At 68.4% G+C, this 20,980-nt stretch carries 20 protein-coding genes and 1 pseudogene; 11 read left to right on the top strand and 10 right to left on the bottom strand.

Features of this window, described 5'->3' with window-relative positions; genetic code table 11:
- The first annotated feature begins 109 nt into the window (after positions 1–109).
- A complete protein-coding gene (locus VLK31_RS13990) occupies positions 110–1,624 on the top strand; it encodes an alpha/beta hydrolase family protein (RefSeq protein ID WP_409169251.1) in 1,515 nt (504 codons plus the stop codon).
- A 105-nt stretch (positions 1,625–1,729) separates the two neighbouring features.
- Here VLK31_RS13990 and VLK31_RS13985 read toward each other — a convergent pair whose 3' ends face one another.
- From VLK31_RS13985 to purE, 3 genes and pseudogenes are all read right to left on the bottom strand, one after another.
- Entirely contained in the window at positions 1,730–2,743 is a 1,014-nt protein-coding gene (locus VLK31_RS13985) for an L-threonylcarbamoyladenylate synthase (protein WP_409169011.1), read from the bottom strand.
- Complete coding sequence (locus VLK31_RS13980; protein ID WP_409169010.1) at positions 2,740–3,945, bottom strand: 5-(carboxyamino)imidazole ribonucleotide synthase; 1,206 nt, start codon at positions 3,943–3,945, stop codon at positions 2,740–2,742. The genes VLK31_RS13985 and VLK31_RS13980 overlap by 4 nt, the downstream gene beginning before the upstream one ends.
- Before the next feature lie 86 nt (positions 3,946–4,031).
- A pseudogene (gene purE, locus VLK31_RS13975) lies at positions 4,032–4,520 on the bottom strand (5-(carboxyamino)imidazole ribonucleotide mutase); the annotation flags it as partial.
- Between the two features lie 36 nt (positions 4,521–4,556).
- Here purE and VLK31_RS13970 point away from each other — a divergent pair.
- The 4 genes from VLK31_RS13970 (at position 4,557) to VLK31_RS13955 (ending at position 7,753) form a co-directional block, all read left to right on the top strand.
- Positions 4,557–5,477, top strand: a complete 921-nt coding sequence (locus VLK31_RS13970; protein WP_409169009.1) for a tetratricopeptide repeat protein — start codon at positions 4,557–4,559, stop codon at positions 5,475–5,477.
- Between the two features lie 125 nt (positions 5,478–5,602).
- Positions 5,603–5,911 (top strand): helix-turn-helix domain-containing protein, encoded by a 309-nt coding sequence (locus VLK31_RS13965; RefSeq protein ID WP_409169008.1) that lies wholly within the window; start codon positions 5,603–5,605, stop codon positions 5,909–5,911.
- Positions 5,912–5,952: 41 nt separating this feature from the next.
- Positions 5,953–7,233 (top strand): type II toxin-antitoxin system HipA family toxin, encoded by a 1,281-nt coding sequence (locus VLK31_RS13960; protein ID WP_409169250.1) that lies wholly within the window; start codon positions 5,953–5,955, stop codon positions 7,231–7,233.
- A gap of 88 nt (positions 7,234–7,321) precedes the next feature.
- Entirely contained in the window at positions 7,322–7,753 is a 432-nt protein-coding gene (locus VLK31_RS13955; RefSeq protein ID WP_409169007.1) for an META domain-containing protein, read from the top strand.
- A gap of 77 nt (positions 7,754–7,830) precedes the next feature.
- Here the strand turns inward: VLK31_RS13955 and VLK31_RS13950 are convergent, their stop codons facing one another.
- The 4 genes from VLK31_RS13950 to VLK31_RS13935 all read right to left on the bottom strand — a co-directional run bounded on the left by VLK31_RS13950 (position 7,831) and on the right by VLK31_RS13935 (position 11,443).
- Positions 7,831–8,736, bottom strand: coding sequence for a phosphoribosylaminoimidazolesuccinocarboxamide synthase (locus VLK31_RS13950; RefSeq protein ID WP_409169006.1), 906 nt, complete (start codon positions 8,734–8,736; stop codon positions 7,831–7,833).
- 107 nt (positions 8,737–8,843) lie between these two features.
- Complete coding sequence (gene fba, locus VLK31_RS13945) at positions 8,844–9,908, bottom strand: class II fructose-bisphosphate aldolase (RefSeq protein WP_409169005.1); 1,065 nt, start codon at positions 9,906–9,908, stop codon at positions 8,844–8,846.
- Between the two features lie 66 nt (positions 9,909–9,974).
- A complete protein-coding gene (locus tag VLK31_RS13940; RefSeq protein WP_409169004.1) occupies positions 9,975–10,913 on the bottom strand; it encodes an alpha/beta hydrolase in 939 nt (312 codons plus the stop codon).
- A gap of 35 nt (positions 10,914–10,948) precedes the next feature.
- Positions 10,949–11,443: an Lrp/AsnC family transcriptional regulator gene (locus tag VLK31_RS13935; protein WP_409169003.1), complete on the bottom strand. Its 495-nt coding sequence runs from the start codon at positions 11,441–11,443 to the stop codon at positions 10,949–10,951.
- Between the two features lie 135 nt (positions 11,444–11,578).
- On the opposite strand from VLK31_RS13935, the gene VLK31_RS13930 reads away from it, so the two are divergent.
- Positions 11,579–12,595 carry a 1-aminocyclopropane-1-carboxylate deaminase gene (locus tag VLK31_RS13930; RefSeq protein ID WP_409169002.1) on the top strand — a complete coding sequence of 339 codons (1,017 nt, stop codon included), beginning with the start codon at positions 11,579–11,581 and terminating at the stop codon, positions 12,593–12,595.
- Between the two features lie 21 nt (positions 12,596–12,616).
- Here the strand turns inward: VLK31_RS13930 and pyk are convergent, their stop codons facing one another.
- From pyk to VLK31_RS13915, 3 genes are all read right to left on the bottom strand, one after another.
- Positions 12,617–14,065, bottom strand: coding sequence for a pyruvate kinase (gene pyk / locus VLK31_RS13925; protein ID WP_409169001.1), 1,449 nt, complete (start codon positions 14,063–14,065; stop codon positions 12,617–12,619).
- Positions 14,066–14,164: 99 nt separating this feature from the next.
- Positions 14,165–15,358 (bottom strand): phosphoglycerate kinase, encoded by a 1,194-nt coding sequence (locus VLK31_RS13920; RefSeq protein WP_409169000.1) that lies wholly within the window; start codon positions 15,356–15,358, stop codon positions 14,165–14,167.
- A 91-nt stretch (positions 15,359–15,449) separates the two neighbouring features.
- Positions 15,450–16,355 (bottom strand): LysR family transcriptional regulator, encoded by a 906-nt coding sequence (locus VLK31_RS13915; protein ID WP_409168999.1) that lies wholly within the window; start codon positions 16,353–16,355, stop codon positions 15,450–15,452.
- A gap of 86 nt (positions 16,356–16,441) precedes the next feature.
- On the opposite strand from VLK31_RS13915, the gene VLK31_RS13910 reads away from it, so the two are divergent.
- From VLK31_RS13910 to VLK31_RS13890, 5 genes are read left to right on the top strand one after another with little or no spacing between them, the layout of a single operon-like run.
- Positions 16,442–17,002, top strand: a complete 561-nt coding sequence (locus VLK31_RS13910; RefSeq protein ID WP_409168998.1) for a VOC family protein — start codon at positions 16,442–16,444, stop codon at positions 17,000–17,002.
- Positions 16,995–18,116, top strand: coding sequence for an alpha/beta hydrolase family protein (locus VLK31_RS13905; protein ID WP_409168997.1), 1,122 nt, complete (start codon positions 16,995–16,997; stop codon positions 18,114–18,116). The genes VLK31_RS13910 and VLK31_RS13905 overlap by 8 nt, the downstream gene beginning before the upstream one ends.
- A 7-nt stretch (positions 18,117–18,123) precedes the next feature.
- On the top strand, positions 18,124–19,779 hold the full coding sequence (locus VLK31_RS13900) for an FAD-dependent oxidoreductase (protein ID WP_409168996.1): 1,656 nt from the start codon (positions 18,124–18,126) through the stop codon (positions 19,777–19,779).
- On the top strand, positions 19,776–19,988 hold the full coding sequence (locus VLK31_RS13895) for a DUF2783 domain-containing protein (protein WP_409168995.1): 213 nt from the start codon (positions 19,776–19,778) through the stop codon (positions 19,986–19,988). Before VLK31_RS13900 ends, VLK31_RS13895 begins: the two co-directional genes overlap by 4 nt.
- Positions 19,985–20,962, top strand: coding sequence for an MBL fold metallo-hydrolase (locus VLK31_RS13890; protein ID WP_409168994.1), 978 nt, complete (start codon positions 19,985–19,987; stop codon positions 20,960–20,962). The genes VLK31_RS13895 and VLK31_RS13890 overlap by 4 nt, the downstream gene beginning before the upstream one ends.
- Positions 20,963–20,980 lie beyond the last annotated feature (18 nt).

Genomic DNA, 20,980 nt, shown 5'->3' with positions numbered 1-20,980 from the left:
CGTTCGATTCCATTCCAACGCAGGAGACAACCCCGTGCACCCACAACGCCACACCTCCACCCCGCCTGTCCGGCTGCACAAGACAGCGGCACTCGCAGGCCTCACGCTGATGCTCGCGGCCTGCGGGGGAGGTGGCGGTGGAGGCGGTGGTGGCATCGGGGTGGGCTTTCCACCCGTGGCCGACAACGGCCGGGGCTCGGTGGTCACCAACCCGCCCGTGCAAACGGGCAGCCTCACGGCCGACCAGTTCAAGGCCAGCCTGCAGGCCAGCGCCCAGGGCAGCGCGCTGCTGCAGGTGGCGGGCACGCCCAAGTGCGGCATTGAAACGCGCTACCTCGAGTACCGCACCGTCGGCGGCAAGAGCGAGGCCACCAACGCCACCGCCGCCGTGATGGTGCCCACCGGCTCCGACGTGGCCTGCAGCGGCCAGCGCCCGGTGGTGCTCTACGCACACGGCACCACGGCCGCGCGCAACTACAACCTGGCCAAGTGGACCGACAGCACGCAGGCCGCCGCCGGCGAGGGCCTGCTCATTGCGGCCACCTTCGCGGCGCAGGGCTACATCGTGGTGGCGCCCAACTACGCGGGCTACGACGCGTCGACGCTGCCCTACCACCCATACCTGAACGGCGACCAGCAGGGCAAGGACATGGTCGACGCGCTCACCGCGGCGCGCAAGACCTTCTCGAACATCGGCGCCAACGACGCGGGCTCGCTGTTCATCACCGGCTACTCGCAGGGCGGCTACGTGGCCATGGCGGCGCACCGCGAGATGCAGGCCACGGGCAAGACGGTGACGGCCTCGGCGCCGCTCTCGGCACCCTCGGCCATCAGCCTGCTGACCGACTACACCTTCCAGGGCTGGCCGGCGCTGGGCGCCACGCTGTTCGTGCCGCTGCTGTCGACCAGCTGGCAGCAGCAGTTCGGCAATGTCTACAACGCCACCGGCGACATCTACGAAGCACAGTACGCCAACGGCATCGACACGCTGCTGCCAAGCCTCACGCCCGACACGCTGTTCAGCTCGGGCAAGCTGCCGCAGCTGGCGCTGTTCCCGGCCAACGCCACGCCGGGGCCGGTCAACAGCCAGCTGGCCATCTTCTACGGCGCCAACAACCTCGTTCGCCAGAGCTTTCTGACGCAGGAGGCCACGGACATCCAGTCCACCCCCTGCCCCGGCAACGCACTGCCGCCCACGGCGGCCTCGCTGAGCACCACCACCCCGCTGGGCTGCGCGCCGAGCACGGGCTTTCGCAAGGCGGCGCTGGCCAACGACCTGCGCAACTGGGTGCCGGCCAAGCCGGTGCTGATGTGCGGCGGGGCCAACGACCCAACGGTGAACTTCATCAGCACCCGCGCCACCGCTGGCTACTTCAAGGCCAAGGGCATGCCGGCGGCTGCGCTGACGGTGGTCGACCTGGAAGATGCCGCCGCGGTCGACGCCTATTCGACCGCGCGCGCCGGCTTCGCGCAGGCCAAGGCATCGCTGGTGCAGAGCACCTCGGGCAGCGCGGCGGACAAGGCGCAGGCGGTCACGCTGGCGTACCACGGCACACTGGCGCCGCCGTTCTGCCTGGCGTCGGCACGCGGCTTCTTCCAGGGCGTGCTGGCGGCCGGGGGCTGAGCGAGGCACCCATCCCAGGAATACCGCGGAACCGGCTTTGCCGGGCCGCGGGTGTTGCCCCCTGCAAGGGGGCAGGAGGCCACACGGAGTGGGCAAGCCTGGGGGTCAGCCCATCGACGCGCGCTGGAGGCGGTCTTTCACGCCTTCCCACTCGGGCGCGTCGGGCGGGGTCTCGATCCAGATCAGCTTGGCGCCCTGCGCGTCGAACTCGCGCAGCACCGCGAACAGCTGCTGCGCACCAGCCGCCGCGTCGTCGGGCATGCGCCGCAGCAGCACGCGCTGCGAGCGGGTGTGCATAGCGGTACGCGCCCACACCGCGATGTGCGCGGCGTTGCCGCCCAGCACGTCGAGGCCGGTCTGGATCGCCTTGGCGTCCATCAGGCGCACCTTGGCGTTGGGGGCGTAATGGGCTTCGAGCGTGCCGGAGGCGCGCGGGTCGGGCGTGTCGAGCAGGTCGCGGTCGGCCAGCTTCTCGCCGCAGGCGGCCTCGATCTGCGCGCGCGTGATGGCCCCCGGACGCAGCAGCACCGGGGCGCCGCGGCTGCAGTCGACGATGGTCGACTCGATGCCCACCTCGCACGCGCCGCCGTCGAGCACCAGCAGCGCGTCGCCGAACTCGTCGTGCACATGCTGCGCCGTGGTCGGGCTGACGCGGCCGAAGCGGTTGGCGCTCGGCCCCGCGATGCCGGGCACGCCCAGCTCGGCGCAGGCCTCCAGCAGCGCCTGCGCGACCGGGTGCGAGGGGCAGCGCAGGCCGATGGTGTCCTGCCCGCCGGCCGCCGCGCCGCCCACGCCGGGCTGGCGCGTGACGATCAGCGTGAGCGGGCCGGGCCAGAAGACCTGCACCAGCTTCTGCGCGAACAGCGGCAGCGGCTGGGCGAAGCGCGACAGCGCCTCGGTGCCCTTGAGGCCGGCCGCCACGTGCACGATCAGCGGATGGTCGCTGGGCCGGCCCTTGGTCTTGAAGATGCCGGCCACGGCCATGTCGCTGGTGGCGTCGGCGCCCAGGCCGTAGACGGTCTCGGTCGGGAAGGCGACGAGGCCGCCGGCGCGCAGCACGCGCGCGGCCTCCGCGATGGCCGGTGCAAGGGCATCAGGCGAGCGCCCGTCCAGGATCATGCGAGCTCGGCGGTGGTCACCGCTGGCAGGCCCAGCAGCAAGGCGGCCTGCGACGCGGCGGCGCGCGTGCTCTCGAGCGTGGCGCCGGTGAAGGTCAGGTGGCCCATCTTGCGGCCGCGGCGCGGGTCGACCTTGCCGTACAGGTGCAGGTGGGCGCCCGGCAGGGCGAGCACCTCGCTCCAACGCGGCGTGACCGGCGCATCGGCCTTGGCGCCGCCGTCCATGAACCACAGGTCGCCCAGCAGGTTCAGCATGATGGCCGGGCTGTGCTGGCGCGGCGCAACCAGCGGCAGGCCGGCCAGGGTGCGCACCTGCAGTTCGAACTGCGACACGTCGCAGGCTTCCATGGTGTAGTGGCCGCTGTTGTGCGGGCGCGGCGCCATTTCGTTGACGACCAGCGAGCCGTCGGCCAGCGCGAAGAACTCGACGCACAGCACGCCCACGTAGCCCAGGCCGTTGGCGATGCTCTTGGCCGAATTGACCGCGCCCTGCGCCACCGTCTTGGGCATGTTCTGTGGGTGCACTTCGGTCACGGCCAGGATGCCGTCGCGGTGCAGGTTGCGCTGCGGCGGAAAGTGCACCACGTGCCCGTCGCGTCCGCGCGCCAGGATCACCGAGCACTCGAATTCGAGCGGCAGCATCTTCTCGAGCACGCAGGGCACGCAGCCGGTGGCCTGCCAGGCCTCGACCAGCTCGGCGCGCGTCTTCACGCGCTGCTGGCCCTTGCCGTCGTAGCCAAGGCGCGCGGTTTTCAGAATGCCGGGCAGCAGCTGCTCGTCGACGGTGGCGAGCTGCGCCGCGGTCTCGATGACCGCATAGGGCGCGCAGGGCACGCCGCAGCGCGTGAAGTGGGCCTTCTCGGCAATACGGTCCTGCGCGATGGCAATGGCCGGGGCCTGCGGCGACACCGGGCGGGCCACCGCCAAGTGCTCCAGCGAGGGCGCGGGCACATTCTCGAACTCGGTCGTCACCGCGTCGGCCAGGCCGGCCAGGCGGGCGAGGCCGTCGACGTCGTCGTAGTCGGTGTGAATGTGGTGGTGGCTCACGCGGCCGGCGGGGCTGTCGGCGTCGGGGTCGAGCACTGCGGTGAAGTAGCCCATGCGCTGGGCGGCGTGCACGAACATGCGCCCCAGCTGGCCGCCGCCGAGCACGCCGAGCGTGGCACCGGGCAGGATCGGCAGGTCGGCGTCATGCGCGCTCACAGCGCACCTCCGCCTTGCGGCGAGAAGGGGGAGACCGCGGCCTCCTGGCTGGCCTTGCCGACCGGCTCGGCCGCAGCGATGGGGGCCGGCGGCAGCGTCATCGCCTCGGCGGCGGCGGTCTGCGCGGTGCGAAAGGCGTCGAGCCTCGCGCGCAGGGCCGGGTTGTTCACCGCCAACATGGCCACCGCGAACAGCGCCGCGTTGGCGGCGCCTGCATTGCCGATGGCAAAGGTGGCCACCGGCACGCCCTTGGGCATCTGCACGATGCTGTAGAGCGAATCGACGCCCTGCAGGTGGCGGCTGGCCACCGGCACGCCCAGCACCGGCACCGTGGTTTTGGACGCCAGCATGCCCGGCAGGTGGGCCGCGCCCCCCGCGCCCGCGATGATCGCGGTGAGGCCGCGCCCGGCGGCGTTTTCGGCATACGCAAAGAGCGCATCGGGCATGCGGTGGGCCGAGACCACCTTCGCTTCGTGGCTGATTCCGAATTGCTGGAGAATCTCGACCGCGTTGCGCATCGTCTCCCAATCGGAGTTCGAGCCCATCACTACACCGACCTGAATGGTTTCGTTCATGGTTTCAATTTTACGTTTCAGCCTCAGTGGGTTCCGATGATCGACATCACTCTCGAAAATTTCCAGTCCGAACTGGTCGAAGGCTCCGTCGGCACGCCGGTGCTGCTGGACATCTGGGCCGAATGGTGCGGACCGTGCAAGCAACTCGGCCCGGTGCTTGAAAAGCTGGAGGTCGAGTACGGCGGACGCTTCACGCTGGCCAAGCTCGACGCCGACAAGGTGCCGCAAATTTCCTCGCAGCTGTCGGAGATGTTCGGCGTGCGCAGCATCCCGTTCTGCGTGATGTTCAAGGACGGCCACCCGGTCGACGGCTTCGTGGGCGCCATTCCGGCCGAAAAGATCCGCGAGTTTCTAGACAAGCACCTGCCCGGCGCCGACGAGGCCGAGGCCGCCTCCGAAGAAGCCGCGGCGCAGGACGCGCTGGCCGAGGGCGACACCGTGGGCGCGCTGGAGAAGCTGCAGCACGCCGTGGCCACCGACCCGGCCAACGACGACGCGCGCTTCGACTACATCAAGCTGCTGCTGCAGGAAGGCCGCGTCGACGACGCCAAGGTCGCCTTTGCGCCCGTGATCGCCAAGACCGGGCTGGTGCGCCGCTTCGACGCGCTGCAGCGCTGGATGGACGCCATCGATTTCGCGGCACCCGTTACCGGTGCCGCACCCGCGATCGCCGAGTTCGACGCAAAGATTGCCGCCAACAAGCGCGACTTCGACGCCCGCTTCGCCCGCGCCCGCCTGCTGATGGCCGCGCAGCGCTGGACCGACGCGATGGACGAGCTGCTCGACATCCTGATGCGCGACAAGAGCTGGAGCGAGGAGCTCGCGCGCAAGACCTACATCGCGATCCTGGACGTGATCGAGCCGCCGAAGGTCAAGGTGGCCGACGGGCAGATCCCGCCGGACGATCCGGTGGTGGCCACCTACCGCCGCCGTCTGAGCAGCGTGGTGCTGAGCTGAGCGCATGGAATGCGCGCCTTGATGCGCAATTTGTTAAAAAAGCGACTTTCGGGTCGCTTTTTTGTTTCCCAATGGATCTCACATAGATAAGATTGGTACTCTTTTTTGATAAAAAGCGCATTGCAATGATCCAACTGATCGCCGAACTCGAAAATGCCCGAAAAGCCGGTGGCCTGACCCAGGAGGCATTGGCCACCCGCGCCGGTCTGTCGCGCATGACGGTGCAGCGCATCGAAGGCGGCCAGATTGATCCGCGCCTGTCGAGCCTGCTCGAAATGGCGCGCATGCTGGGGCTCGAACTGATGACCGTGCCCGCGGCGTTGCGCCCGCAACTGGAAGACTTCGTGCGCTCGGGCGGCCGCCTGCTGGGCCAGCCGGCGGGCGTGGGCGCGCCGCCGTCCATTGCGCAGAGCCTGGCTGACGAAGCCCGGTGAGCACCAGCGCCGCCTTCACCACCAGCATCCGCTACCTGCGCATGTACCTGCATGCGCCGGGCGGCGGGCGGCGCGCCATCGGCTATCTCTCGCAATACGGCGACATCCTGCGCGTGTCCTTTGACGAGGCGTACATTGCCGACCCCGCCCGGCCCGCGCTCTCCCTGGCCTACCGCGGCGCCGACGAGGCCGCGACCCGCGCCATCCTCGCGTCGGTTCGCGACACCCGCGTTTCGCGCGGCGATGGCCACTGGCCCACCTACTTCCAGAACCTGCTGCCCGAGGGCCACAACCGTGAACGCCTTGCGCAGCAACGCGGTTGTGCCGCCGACGACGAGTTCGAGCTCCTGGCCGCCGCCGGCCACGACCTGATGGGCGCGCTCGAAGTCGAGCCGGTGCCTGCTGCCGAAGGCATCCCCGACACCGTGCGCCACTGGCACACCGCGATGGGACTCGACGTGCTGGAGCCGGGCTTCGTCGAGATGCCGGTGGAAGACGCCGCCGCCATTCCCGGCGTGGTGACCAAGTTTTCCGCCGTGCAGGACGGACGGCGCTACGTGGTGCGGCGCCACGGGGCCGCCGGCTCCTTCATCCTCAAGCTGCCGAGCACACGCCACCCGGACCTGGTCGACAACGAATTCACCGGCTACCGCCTGTGCGGCGCGCTCGGCCTCGACTGCGCCGAGGCCAGCGTGATCGGCCGCGCCGACGCCGACCTGCCCGAGGAGGTGCCCTTCGAACAGATCCTCGCGGTACGCCGCTTCGACCGCACCGCGCAAGGCGGGCGCATCCACATGGAAGAGTTCGCGCAGGTGCTGCAATACGAGCCCCGCCAGAAGTACGGGCGCGGCCTCGCAACCGACTGGCCCGCCATGCTGCGCGTGCTGGACCGCTTGTCACCCAACCCGGTGGCCGACGTGCGCGAATGCGTGCGGCGCCTCGTGGCGTTCGTGCTGCTGGGCAACAGCGACGCGCACCTGAAGAACTGGGCGCTGCGCTACCCCGACGGCGTGGCGCCCGTGCTTGCGCCGCTTTACGACCCGGTGTGCGTGGCCGCCTTCTTCGAGAGCGTGCCGCCCTCGGACTACGGGATCAACCGGGCCATCGACGGCAGGCTGCGCGCCTTCGACTGGAATGCGCTCGACGCGCTGTTGCGTTCGGCGGGCCTGTTGCGCCCTGCCCGACTGATGGCCATCGCCAAAGACACCGTGCGCCAGGCCAAGGCGGATTGGCCTGCGTTGCTGGCCCAAGAGCGCACGCCGGACAGCGTGCGGCGCTGCGTGCAGTCACGCCTGTCCGGCGGGGTGGCATTGGCGAACTGAGCGCCATGGCATTGGCGAGCGGATCGCCGTCGCATACGATCACGCCCGATTCAACTTGTTGCAGATTGCACAAAAGGAAAGACCGGCCATGCGCTCCTTCGTTCGCCACATTGCGCTCCCCGTGCTCGCCGCGGCCACCCTGACCGCTTGCGGCAGCGGCATCAGCCTGGACGAGCCGATCGAAGGCCCGGCCTGGCGCCTGGTGCAGCTGGGCGAAGAACCCATTGCGCCGGGCAGCGAGGCGCAGGTGCAGTTCGACCGCAGTAGCGGGCGCGTGAGCGGCTCGGGCGGCTGCAACCGCATCTCGGGCACCTACACGCGCAGCGGCGCAACGCTGAAGATCGGCCAGATGGCATCGACCCGCATGGCCTGCCCGGACCCGGCCCGCGGCGGCACCGAGGCCCAGTTCGTCTCCGCGCTGCAGAGCACCGCGAGCTACCGCCTGGCCGGTCCGGGCCGCCTGGCGCTGCTGGACGCGAGCGGGCGAACGGTGGCGCTGCTGAACAGCGGCGGCCGCTGAAATGAAAAGACCGGCCTCGGCCGGTCTTTGGTTGATGGGTTCGTTGCTTCACTAGGCCTTGCAGGCCCCGCGCCGCATCAGCCCGTGAGCCGCTCCAGCGCCTCGCGGTACTTGGCGGCCGTCTTCTCGATCACTTCGGCCGGCAGGCGCGGCGCCGGGGGCGTCTTGTCCCAGGGCTTGCCGTTGATCTTGGTGGCCTCGAGCCAGTCGCGCACAAACTGCTTGTCGTAGCTCGGCGGGTTGGTGCCGGCGGCCAGGGCGGCCTGGTAGCCCTCCACGGGCCAGTAGCGCGAGCTGTCGGGCGTGAGCACCTCGTCCATCAGCACCAGCGTGCCGGCCTCGTCCAGGCCAAATTCGAACTTGGTGTCGGCAATGATCATGCCCTTGGCCAACGCGATCTGCGCGGCGGTTTCGTAGATGGCGATGCTGGTCTCGCGGATCTGCTGGGCCAGCTTGGGGCCGACGATTTCCACCACGCGGTCGTAGGTGATGTTTTCGTCATGCTCGCCAGCAGCAGCCTTGGCCGCGGGCGTGAAGATGGGGCGCGGCAGCTTGCTGGCGTTGGTCAGGCCCTCGGGCAGCGGCACGCCGCAGACCGACTGGCTTTCCTGGTATTCCTTCCAGCCGCTGCCGGCCAGGTAGCCGCGCACCACGGCCTCCACCGGAATGGGCTTCAGGCGCTTCACCAGCATGGAGCGCTGGGTGACCTGGGGCACTTCGTCGGGGTTGACCACGCTCTCGGGCGCCTCGCCGGTCAGGTGGTTGGGGCAGAGCTGGCCCAGCCGCTCGAACCACCACAGCGCCATTTGCGTGAGGATCTCGCCCTTGCCGGGAATGGGCTCGCCCATGATGACGTCGAAGGCGCTGAGCCGGTCGCTCGCAACCATCAGGATGCGGTCTTCACCGACGGCGTAGTTGTCGCGCACCTTGCCGCGCGCAAGCAGGGGCAGGCTCTGGATGGAGGAGGTGTGGACGGTGGTCATGGGGCAGATGCGGTGAAAAACGACGGAAACGAAAAGACGGTGAAAGCGGATTGTGCGCGCAGAAAAAAGCCACCGCGAACGGTGGCCTTCGAATCGACTGAAAGTGCTTAGACCACGGCCTGCGCGAGTTGGCCGGCGGCGTACTTGGCCGCAACCACTTGCAGCGTGTCGCCCTTGATCTTGGCGCCCTGGCCTTCGCAGCCGAACTCGATGTAGCGCTGCTTGCAGATCAGCTTGGCGGCTTCGCGCGCGGGCTTGAGCCATTCGCGGGCGTCGAACTTGTCGGGGTGCTCGGCCAGAAACTTGCGCACCGCGCCGGTCATGGCCAGGCGAATGTCGGTGTCGATGTTGATCTTGCGCACGCCGTACTTGATGGCTTCCTGAATTTCCTTCACGGGCACGCCGTAGGTTTCCTTCATGTCGCCGCCGTATTGGCGAATGATGGCCAGCAGCTCCTGCGGCACGCTCGACGAGCCGTGCATCACCAGGTGGGTGTTGGGAATGCGGCGGTGAATTTCCTTGATGCGGTCGATCGCCAGGATGTCGCCGGTGGGCTCGCGGGTGAACTTGTAGGCGCCGTGGCTGGTGCCGATGGCAATGGCCAGCGCGTCGATCTGCGTGCGCTTGACGAAGTCGGCGGCCTGCTCGGGGTCGGTGAGCAGCTGCTCGCGCGTCATGGTGTCGTCGGTGCCGTGGCCGTCTTCCTTGTCGCCCTTCATGGTCTCCAGCGAGCCCAGGCAGCCCAGCTCGCCTTCGACCGTCACGCCCAGGCGGTGGGCCATGTCCGACACCTTCTTGGTGACGTCCACGTTGTATTCGTAGCTGGCAATGGTCTTGCCGTCGGCCTCGAGCGAGCCGTCCATCATCACGGAGCTGAAGCCCAGGTCGATGGCGCCCTTGCAGATGTCGGGGTTCTGGCCGTGGTCCTGGTGCATCACCAGCGGAATGTTCGGGTACTGCTCGATGGCGGCCTGAATCAGGTGCTTGATGAAGGCTTCGCCGGCGTACTTGCGTGCGCCTGCGCTGGCTTGCAGGATGACCGGCGCGCCGGTTTCCTTGGCGGCCTCCATGACGGCCTGCACCTGTTCGAGGTTGTTGACGTTGAAGGCCGGAATGCCGTAGCCATTGGCTGCGGCATGGTCGAGCAGTTCGCGCATCGAGACGAGTGCCATAGGGAAATACCTCGTGGGAATTAGGGAAAGAAGAAGGCGGAAAGACGAGAGAAAACTGCCGCAATTCTACCGAGGGGCCTTGTCGGACGGCACTGACGTCAACCCCAGGAAGTCCGTTACCGGCGGCAGCACCGGCCCGCCCAGCCACTGGATGGGCTTGCCGAAGGCGCCGATCAGCGTCACGTGGCTCAGGTTGTCGAACAGCTTCACCTCCACCGGCACGCCCGCGGCGCGCAGCGCGGTGGCCATCTGGCCGGTGTTGCGATCCGGGTAGACCAGGTTGTCCTTGGACGCCGCCATGAGCAGCGCGCGCGGCGACGCGGGCGTGACATGGGCCAGCGGCTGCGAGTCGCGCGGCGTGTTCGGCCAGTTGAAGGCGGCCTGGGCCTGCGGGTCGCCAATGGGCAGAAAGTCGTACGGGCCGGCCAGGCCGATCCAGCCCGCCAACTGCCGGGGGCTTGCGCCCACCTCGGCCAGCCAGCGATCGTCCAGCGCCACCATGGCGGCGTTGTAGCCGCCCGAGCTGTGGCCCATCACGTAGACCTGCTTCGGGTCGGCACCCAGTTGCGCGGCGTTGTCGAGCGCCCATTTGACGGCCAGCGCGCTGTCGCGCACGAACACCGGGTAGGTGTAGGTGGGCGAGAGGCCGTAGTCGGGAATCACCACCACCGCGCCGCGCGCGGCCAGCGCCTCGCCCACGAAGCGGTAGCTGGCGCGGTCGCCGTTGGTCCAGGTGCCGCCGAAGAAGAACACCACCAGCGGGCGCGAGCCCCGCGCCGGCGCCGTGGACGGCAGCGGCTGGTACACGTCGAGCACCTGGCGCGGCGCCTTGCCGTATGCAATGTCGCCCTGGAACTGATAGGTGTCGCTGGGCACCAGCCCGTTGAGCACCTTGATGGGCGAGCAGGCCGACAGCACGGCGGCGGCGGTGACGGACAAGGCGGTGAAGAAGGCGCCGCGGTGACGGCGAAGAGACTTGAAGGCGGCAAAGGGGGGAAAGCTCATCGCACCAGTACGCACGCGATGGCGCACCGGTTTCGTCAGAGGGGAAGCTGCGTGGTCGACAGCACCTGCTTCAAAACCACGAAGGTGCGGATCTGCCGCACGCCCGGCAGGTACAGCAGCTGCTCCGCGTGCAGGCGGTTGAAGCTGTCGTTGTCGCGGGTGCGCACGAGCATGAAGTAGTCGAACTCGCCCGTGACCACGTGGCATTCGAGGCAGCCCGACACCTTTTGCGCGGCTTTTTCGAAGTCCGCGAACGAGTCGGGCGTGGAGCGGTCGAGCACCACGCCGATCATCACGAGCAGCCCCAGGTCGAGCGCGTCGGGGTCGAGCAGCGCGACGATGCCCTTGATGAGCCCGGCCTCCTTCAGCCGCTCGACTCGGCGCAGGCAGGCGGCGGCGCTGAGGTTGACCTTGGCGGCCAGCGCCACGTTCGAAAGCGAGGCGTCGCGCTGCAGGGTGCGAAGAATGGCGCGGTCGATGCGATCCATTTGATCGAGGGCAGGGGGAGAACGCAATTTTGTTGTGCTCATGGCTTTCTCAGCGGCATGGAAGTTCGGGCTTTGGCCATCCTGCCTTTTTTTCCATGGGGAATCCAGCAAACTTCACAAGCACGTTGCGCGCGCTTCTTTCTACGATTCAAGGCTTCAACCTCCTGGAGCCGCACCATGAACCTGAAGAAGTTTCCCCGCCACGCATTGACCTTCGGCACCACGCCGATCCACCCGCTCAAGCGCCTGAGCGCGCACCTGGGCGGCAAGGTCGATCTCTACGCCAAGCGCGAGGACTGCAACAGCGGCCTGGCCTTCGGCGGCAACAAGACCCGCAAGCTCGAATACCTGATTCCCGAGGCCATCGAAGGCGGCTACGACACGCTGGTGTCCATCGGCGGCATCCAGTCGAACCAGACGCGCCAAGTGGCCGCCGTGGCCGCGCACCTGGGCATGAAGTGCGTGCTGGTTCAGGAGAACTGGGTCAACTACTCCGATGCGCTGTACGACCGGGTCGGCAACATCGAGATGTCGCGCATCCTGGGGGCCGACGTGCGGCTGGACGCGGCGGGCTTCGACATCGGCATCCGCAAGAGCTGGGAAGACGCCATGGCCGACGTGCGCAAGGCCGGGGGCAAGCCGTTCCCGATTCCGGCCGGCTGCTCGGAGCACCCGCGCGGTGGGCTGGGCTTTGTCGGCTTTGCGGAAGAAGTGCGCCAGCAGGAGGCCGAGCTGGGCTTCAAGTTCGACTACATCGTGACCTGCTCGGTCACCGGCAGCACGCAGGCCGGCATGGTGGTGGGCTTTGCGGCCGACGGCCGGGCCGACCGGGTGATCGGCATCGACGCCTCGGCCAAGCCGCAGCAGACCTTCGAGCAGATCGTGCGCATCGCCAAGGGCACGGCCGAGCTGGTGGAGCTGGGCCGCGACATCACCGAGAAGGACGTGGTGCTCGACCGCCGCTTTGGCGGACCGGAATACGGGCTGCCCAACGAAGGCACGCTGGAAGCCATTCGCCTGTGCGCGCGCTTCGAAGGCATGCTGACCGACCCCGTGTACGAGGGCAAGTCGATGCACGGAATGATCGAGAAGGTGCGGCTCGGGGAATTCCCGGCCGGCTCGAAGGTGCTGTATGCGCACCTGGGCGGGGTGCCCGCCTTGAACGCCTACAGCTTCCTGTTCCGCAACGGCTGAGCGAACTCAGCCGCGCGGGGTTCAGCTCGCTCTGCAGATCTTCAGCATGTTGGTGCCGCCGGGGGCACCCATCGGCTCGCCGCAGGTGATGGCGTACACGTCGCCGCTCTGCACGATGCCGCGCTTTTTCAGATGGGCTTCGGCCTGTTCGAGCGCGGTGTCGCGGTCGGTCTGCGAGTCCATCAGCAGCGGGCGCACGTTGCGGTACAGCGCCAGCTTGCGCTGCGTGGCCAGGCGCGAGGTCAGCGCGTACATGGGAATGTGCGCGCGGTGGCGGCTCATCCACAGCATGGTGGAGCCCGACTCGGTCAGCGCCACGATGGCCTTGGCGCCCAGGTGGTGCGCCGTGAACAGCGCGCCCATGGCAATCGACTGGTCGATGCGGCTGTAGGTCTTGCCGCTGAAGTCGGCGTCGAGCGTCTTGTCTTCCGCAATTTCGGCGGCCTCGCAGATGCGGCTCATCTCCTGCACGGTTTCCAGCGGGTAGCGGCCCGATGCGGTTTCGGCGGAGAGCATCACGGCGTCGGTGCCGTCGAGCACGGCGTTGGCCACGTCGCTCACCTCGGCGCGGGTGGGCACGGGGTTGGTGATCATCGACTCCATCATCTGGGTCGCGGTGATGACCACCTTGTCCATGTCGCGCGCCATGCGGATCATTTTTTTCTGCAGCGCGGGCACGGCCGCGTTGCCCACTTCCACCGCCAGGTCGCCGCGCGCAACCATGATGCCGTCGCTGGCGCGCAGGATCTCTTCGAGCTTGGGAATGGCTTCGGCGCGTTCGATCTTGGCGATCATGCCGGGCTTGTGGCCGAACTCGGCCGCGGCCACGTTGCACAACTGGCGCGCCATTTCCATGTCGGTGGCGTTCTTGGGAAAGCTCACCGCCACGTAGTCGGCCTGGAAGCTCATTGCGGTCTTGATGTCTTCCATGTCCTTGGCGGTCAACGCGGGTGCCGTGAGGCCGCCGCCCTGCTTGTTGATGCCCTTGTTGTTCGACAGCTCGCCGCCCAGCTTGACGGTGGTGTGCACCGCCTCGCCGCGCACGGCGTCCACGATGAGCACGATCAGCCCGTCGTTCAGCAGCAGCCGGTCGCCGGGCTTCACGTCGCGCGGCAGGTCCTTGTAGTCCAGGCCCACGGCGTCGATGTCACCGGGCTCGGTGCGCGAGGCGTCCAGCACGAACTTGGCGCCCGGCTCCAGCCAGATCTTGCCCTGCGCGAACTTGCCCACGCGAATCTTGGGGCCCTGCAGGTCGGCCATGATGGCCACTTCGCGGCCCGTCTTGCGGGCGGCTTCGCGCACCATGAGCGCGCGGTTGATGTGGTCCTGCGCGGTGCCGTGGCTGAAGTTCAGCCGCACCACGCTGACCTTGGCCAGGATCATCTGTTCCAGCAGTTCCGGCGTGTTGGACGCCGGACCGAGCGTGGCAACGATCTTGGTGGCGTGGCGGGGGATGCGGTCCGTGCTCATGAGGGTAGTCTCCGTTTTGTATTCGCTACTGTATACACTTTGCGTGTCTGACGGAAGTCACCCCCAAGGGGCTTTGATCGCCATCCGCCGCGCCGGCGCTCAACCGGCCGCGCGCTTCGTGAGGATTTCGAAGGCCGGCAGGGTCTTGCCTTCCAGCACTTCGAGGAACGCGCCGCCGCCGGTCGAGATGTAGCCGACCTGCTTCTCGATGCCGTACTTGGCGATGGCCGCGAGCGTGTCGCCGCCGCCGGCAATCGAGAACGCGCTGCTTTCGGCGATGGCCTGCGCAATGGCCTTGGTGCCGCCTTCGAAGGCCGCGAACTCGAACACGCCCACCGGGCCGTTCCACACGATGGTGCCGGCTTCGCGCAGTTGCGCGGCCAGAATGGCGGCCGTCTTCGGGCCGATGTCCAGGATCAGGTCGTCGTCGGCCACTTCGTCGGCCGCCTTCACGGTGGCAACAGCGTCGGCCGCAAAGGTCTTGGCCGTGACCACGTCCACCGGAATCGGCACATCGGCGCCGCGCGCGCGCATGGCCTCGATCACCGCCTTGGCGTTGTCGACCAGGTCGGGCTCGGCCAGCGACTTGCCGATGTTCAGGCCGGCGGCCAGCATGAAGGTGTTGGCAATGCCGCCACCCACGATCAGCTGGTCCACATTGGCCGACAGGCTCTTCAGAATGGTGAGCTTGGTGCTGACCTTCGAACCCGCAACGATGGCCACCAGCGGGCGCTTCGGTTGCGCCAGCGCCTTGGTGATGGCGTCCATCTCGGCCGCCAGCAGCGGGCCGGCCGCGGCAACCTTGGCGAACTGCGCAATGCCGTAGGTGGTGGCTTCGGCGCGATGAGCGGTGCCGAAGGCGTCGTTCACATAGATGTCGGTGAGCGCGGCCAGCTTGCGGGCCAGGCCTTCGTCGTTCTTCTTCTCGCCCTTGTTGACGCGGCAGTTCTCCAGCAGCACGACCTGGCCGGGCTTGACGTCGACGCCGTCGACCCAGTCGGCTATCAGCGGGACGTCACGACCGAGCAGTTCGCCCAGGCGCTTGGCGACCGGCGCCAACGAGTCTTCGGGCTTGAATTCGCCCTCGGTCGGGCGGCCCAGGTGCGAGGTGACCATCACGGCCGCGCCGGCGTCCAGCGCCAGCTGAATGCAGGGCACGGAGGCGCGGATGCGCGTGTCTTCCGTGATGTTGCCTGCGTCGTCCTGCGGCACGTTGAGGTCGGCACGGATGAAAACGCGCTGGCCGGCGGCTTTGCCCTGTGCGCAGAGGTCGGTGAATCGAATGACGTTCATGGATCTGGAGTAGGTGGAAGACGGGTCGGCCTGCATTGTAGGTTTGGCCCTGCAGACGCTCTACGCGTCTGATGCCGCAGGCCGATGCTTTTCAGCCTTTCGGCTGCGCCTTGGCGAAGCGCTCCAGCACCTCGACGAAGCTCGAAGCGGCGGGCGAGAGCGTGCGCCGCGCCGCGCTGTAGACGCACACCTCGCGGTGGAAGTCGGGCGATTCGAGCCGCACCATCTGCAGCCCGTGCGCGCGCACCAGAGAGGCCGAGTACGTGGGGCACACCGTGAGCCCGAGCCCCGAGGCCACCATGCCCAGCGCCGTGGTCATGTACGACACCTCCTGCGTGCCGGGGCGCAGCATGTAGTCGCGCTCCTGCGGGCCCAGCTCGGGCAGCACGCGCTGGCGAAAGTCGCGCGTGGGTGCAATGAAGGTGTACGGCGCCAGCTCGTGCCAACGCACCTTGCGGCGCTTGGCAAAGGCGTGGTCCGGCGGGCAGATCAGCCAGTGCCGGTCGCGAAACAGCGTGCGGCGCTCGATGGCGGCATCGACCGTCACGTCCTGCCCCACGGCGAGCTCGACGTCGCCCGCCGTCACGCCCGCCAGCAGGTGCTCGGGCAGCGTGTCTGCCAGGCGCACGTCGATGTGCGGGTACTGCGCGCGGTACACCGCAATCACGCGCGGCATCAGCGTGCAGGCCATGAGCTGCGGTGCCGCAAGCCGCAACACCCCTTTCTTCTTGTCACGCAGATCGGTGACGCCGGTCACCGCGCTCGTGAGGTCGCCCAGCAGCCTGTGCACCGACGGCAGGAACTCGCGCCCCGCCTCCGACAGCTGCACGCTGCGCGTGTGGCGGTCGAGCAGTTGCACGCCCATTTCGCGTTCGAGTTCGCGCACCAGCACGCTGAGCGCGGACTGCGTGAGGTGCAGCTGCTGCGCCGCGGCGGTGAAGCTGCCGTTTTCGGCCACGGCTGCGAAAGCGCGCAATTGGCGCAGGGTCAGATTCATATGTTTATTTCATCAATCGATGAATTAATTTCGATTGCATCATAAGACGCGGCATCGCCCAATTGCGGCTTACAGGAGACAAAGCCATGCCGACGACCGCCCATGCGGCACCGCCCATTCGCGGGCTGCACCACTTCGCCTGGCGCTGCCGCGACAGCGAGGAAACCCGCCGCTTCTACGAAGACCTGCTGGGCCTGCCGCTGACCCATGTGATCCAGAGCGACCACGTGCCGAGCACCGGCGAGTACTGCCCCTACGTGCACATCTTTTTCCAGATGCGCGACGGCGCGTACATCGCCTTCTTCGACCTGGGCGACGACGTGGCCGCGCTGCCTTCGCCCAACACGCCCGCGTGGGTGAACCACATCGCGCTGCGCGTGGACGCGGTGGCCGATCTGCTGGCCGCCAAGGCGCGGCTCGAAGCTGCGGGCGTAGAGGTGCTGGGCGTGACCGACCACCACATCATCGAATCGATCTACTTCTTCGACCCCAACGGCATTCGCGTGGAGCTGACCACGCCGACCGTGCCGCAGACCGAGATGGACGCGCATGCCTTGCGCGCGCGCGCCGACCTGGACGCATGGACCGTGCGCAAGGCAGCGCTTCGTGCCGCGGCCGCCGCATCGAAAGGCGCATTGCATGTCTGAGCTGCAACTCGCCGTCATCGACGTGAAGCCCGGTGCCGCGCTGGAAAGCCAGTCGGGCCTGCAGATGCTGCGCCCGCGCATCTACGGCGCCTTGCGTGCGCCGCACGGGCCGAAAAAGGTCGCGGCCATCGTGATGCACCCGACCAGCAACTTCATGGGCCACTACCTGATCGGCCCGCTGGCCGAGCGCGGCATCTGCTGCATGGGGCTGAACTCGCGCTTCGTGGGCAACGACACGGTGCTGCTGATGGAGCGCGCCATTCAGGACCTGGGCGCCGGCGTGCAGCACCTGCGCGCGATGGGCTACGAGAAGGTGTTTCTGGTCGGCAACTCCGGCGGCGCAGCGTTGGCGGCCTTCTACCAGGCGCAGGCCGAGCGGCTCACGGCCACGCACCTGCCCGACGGCGACCCGACGCACCTGCACCCGAGCGACCTGCCGCCGGTGGACGGCATTGCGCTGTGCGCCGCGCACCTGGGCCGCACCCGGCTCATGCGCGACTGGATCGACCCTTCGGTCACCGACGAGCACGACCCGCTGTCGGTCGACCCCGACCTCGACATGTACGACGCGCGCCACCGCGTGCCCTACGACAGCGGCTTTCTCGCCCGCTTCAGCGCGGCGCAAAAGGCGCGTCTCGACCGCATCGAGCAGTGGGCGGTCGCGCGGCTCGCGCTGCTGCGCAGCACGCCGGGCGCGCCGCGCGACCAGGCCTTCGTGGTCTACCGCACGCACGCCGACCCGCGCTGCGTCGACCTGTCGCTCGACGCGAACGACCGGCTGCCCGGCAGCGTGTGGGGCGACGCACGGCAGGTGAACTACTCGACCAACGCGATGGGCCGCACCACGTCGCTCACGGCGTTCCTCTCGCAGTGGTCCTCGCGCTCGCAGGCCGACGGGCCGACCAACCTCGCGCGCACCACCGTGCCCAAGCTGCTGCTGACCTACACCGGCGACCAGTCGACCTTTCCGAGCACGCGCGACGCGTGGATGGCAGCGGGCGGCGCGCGCATTCGCAATGTCGACATCGTCGGCGGCAACCACTACCTCGCGGGGCAGCAGGACCTGATACCGAAAGCAGCGGACGCCATCGCCGAATTCGCGCACGCGCTGTAGACCGACCATGGAAACCTTTGCATTCGCACCGGCCTACGAACTGCCGAGCTGGCCTTTCACGCCGCCGCCCGAACTGAACGGCACAACGGTTGTGCGCCACCCGATCGTCATCGTCGGCGCCGGGCCTTCGGGCCTCACGCTGGCCTGCGACCTCGCGCAGCGCGGCGTGAGCGCGGTGCTGCTCGACGAGGACGACACCGTGGGCGTGCGCGGTGCCTCGTCGCGCGGCATCTGCTACGCGCAGAAAAGCCTGGAGATCTTCGAGCGCCTGGGCATCTTCGAACGCATCGCGGCCAAGGGCATCACCTGGTCGTTCGGGCGCACATTCTCTGGCGCGCAGGAGGTCTACAACTTCAACCTGCAGGCGAACAGCGTCTCGAAGCAGCCGCCCTTCATCAACCTGCAGCAGTTCTACCTGGAGTGGTTTCTGGTCGAGCGCATCCTCGAACTCGGCGTGACCGACGTGCGCTGGAAGAGCCGCTTGACGCGCGTGGAGCCACTGGCCGACGGTATGCGCCTGCACATCGAGACGCCCGCCGGCAGCTACATGCTGGAAGCCGACACGTTGATAGACGCCACGGGCGCCAACAGCCCGATTCGCACGCAGCTTGGCATCGACGCGCATTCCTCGCGCAGCACCGACCGCTGGTGCATCAGCGACGTGCGCTTCAAGAAGCCGCTGCCGACCGAGCGCTGGACCTGGGTCGACGCGCCCTTCAACGAAGGCCGCGGCGTGTGGCAGCACCTGATGGCCGACGGCGTGTGGCGCATCGACTACCAGATGCCGGAAGACTGCGACACCGCCACCATCAGCCGGCCCGAAGTTGCGGGCGCGCGGCTGCGCGAACAGCTCGGGCCCGACGTGGAGTTCGAGTTCGTGTGGATCGGCCCTTATGGCTACCGCGACCACCTGCTGGAGCGCTTTCGCCATGGGCACGTGTTCTTCATCGGCGATGCGGCGCACGTGGTGAGCCCGTTCGGCGCGCGCGGCGGCAACAGCGGCATTCAGGACGCGGCCAACCTGGGCTGGAAGCTCGCGCTGGTCGCGCAAGGCCAGGCCGGCGACGCGCTGCTCGACAGCTACGACGCGGAACGCCAGCCCGCCGCGCGGCAGAACCTCCAGGTGACGAGCCGCTCGGCGCGCTTCTTGGCGCCGCGCTCGTCGGCCGAGCACACGTTGCGCCGCGCCGTGGTGGCGCTGGCGGCGCGCCATCCGTTCGCGCGGGCGCTGGTGAACACGGGGCGCATGTCGGTCGCGAACGACTACCCCGCCGCGCCGCAGTTGCCTGAAGGCGGGCGCACCGTGCAGAACCTGCCGCTGCGCTGGGCCGACGGGCGCGAGACCACGCTGATGCAGTTGCTGGGCGAGGGCACGCAGTGCCTCGGGCTGTGGGTGTCGCCGACGCGCGCGCAGGCAGAAGCAGCGCGCGAAGCCACGGCCTCGTTGCCGCTGCGCCTGTTGGCCATCGGCGGCGACAGCGGCCTGCCCACGCTGCAGGCCGATGACACGCTGACCGCCCATCTCGGCATCGATGGCGCCGGCAGCTTTGCGCTGGTGCGTCCCGACGCCTACCGCGCCGCCGTGCTGGCGAATGCCACGCCGCACGCCATCGCCTCCGCGCTGCACACCGCGCTCGCGCTCACTCTTGCTCTCACCCCATGATCACCGAGCCCCGCATCCCCGACCCCGACGGCTTCTACGAAGCACTGCTCGCCGCGCACGAGGGCCGCACCGACGCGCAGAGCGCCGACCTCAACGCCCGCCTGGTGCTGCTGCTGGCCAACCAGTGCGCCGACCAGGGCGTGTTGCTGGCCTGCATTCACGCCGCCGCGACTGCCGAAGACGACCCCTCGACAACGACCACGCCATGACCACCTCCGTCTCCTTCGCTTCCGCCTCCGACATCCGCGAGCAGAAGCCCCAGCTGCGCGAGCTCGCGCCCGGCGCCTACGGCTACATCAGCGACTTCGACCCGAACTGCGGCTTCGTCGTCGGCGACGAGCAGGTGGTGCTGATCGACACGCGCCCCACGCCGCGCATGGCGCGCGACTTTCTCGCGGCCATTCGCACGGTGACCGACAAGCCGGTCAAGACCATCGTGCTCACCCACTACCACGCGGTGCGCGTGATGGGCGCCAGCGCCTTCGACCAGGTGGAGCAGATCGTTGCGAGCAACGGCACGCTCGACTGGATCCGCACGCGCGGCCAGGCCGACTTCGACTCGGAGGTCGGCCGCTTTCCACGCCTGTTCGCAGGCGTGGAAGAAATTCCGGGCCTCACCTTTCCGACGATGAGCTTCCAGGGCCAGATGAGCCTGTGGCTCGGACCGCGCCCTGGCACGGGCCGCGAGCTGCGCCTGATGGCGCTGGGCCGCGGCCACTCCAGCGGCGACACGGTCGCGTGGCTGCCCGACTGCGGCGTGCTGTTCTCGGGCGACGTGGTCGAGAACCACTGCGGCGTGTACGCGGGCGACGCCTACATCGGCGACTGGGCCGGCACGCTCGACGCAGTGCATGCGCTGAAGCCGCGCGTGCTGGTGCCGGGTCGCGGTGCGGTGCTGCAGAACGAAGCCGCATGCGCCGAGGCCATCGGGCTCACCAAGGCTTTTCTCTCGACGCTGCTCGACAGCGTGCGCGCCGGCATTGCCGCGGGCGACACGCTCAGGGGCTGCTTCGCGCGCGCCGAGGCCGCGATGGCGCCACGCTTCGGCAACTGGCCCGTGTTCCAGCACGTGCTGCCCTTCGACGTGTCGCGTGCCTATGACGAGCTGCGCGGCATCGAGCACCCGGTCGTGTGGACGGCCGAGCGCGACCGCGAACTCTGGCAAATCTTGCGCGGCGAATGAGCTGAACCCATTTCAAAA

The organism is Variovorax sp. H27-G14 (assembly GCF_046156345.1).
GTDB lineage: Bacteria > Pseudomonadota > Gammaproteobacteria > Burkholderiales > Burkholderiaceae_C > Variovorax.
Note: the sequence above shows the minus strand (reverse complement) of the source record. Positions and strands in the feature narration are given on the sequence as shown.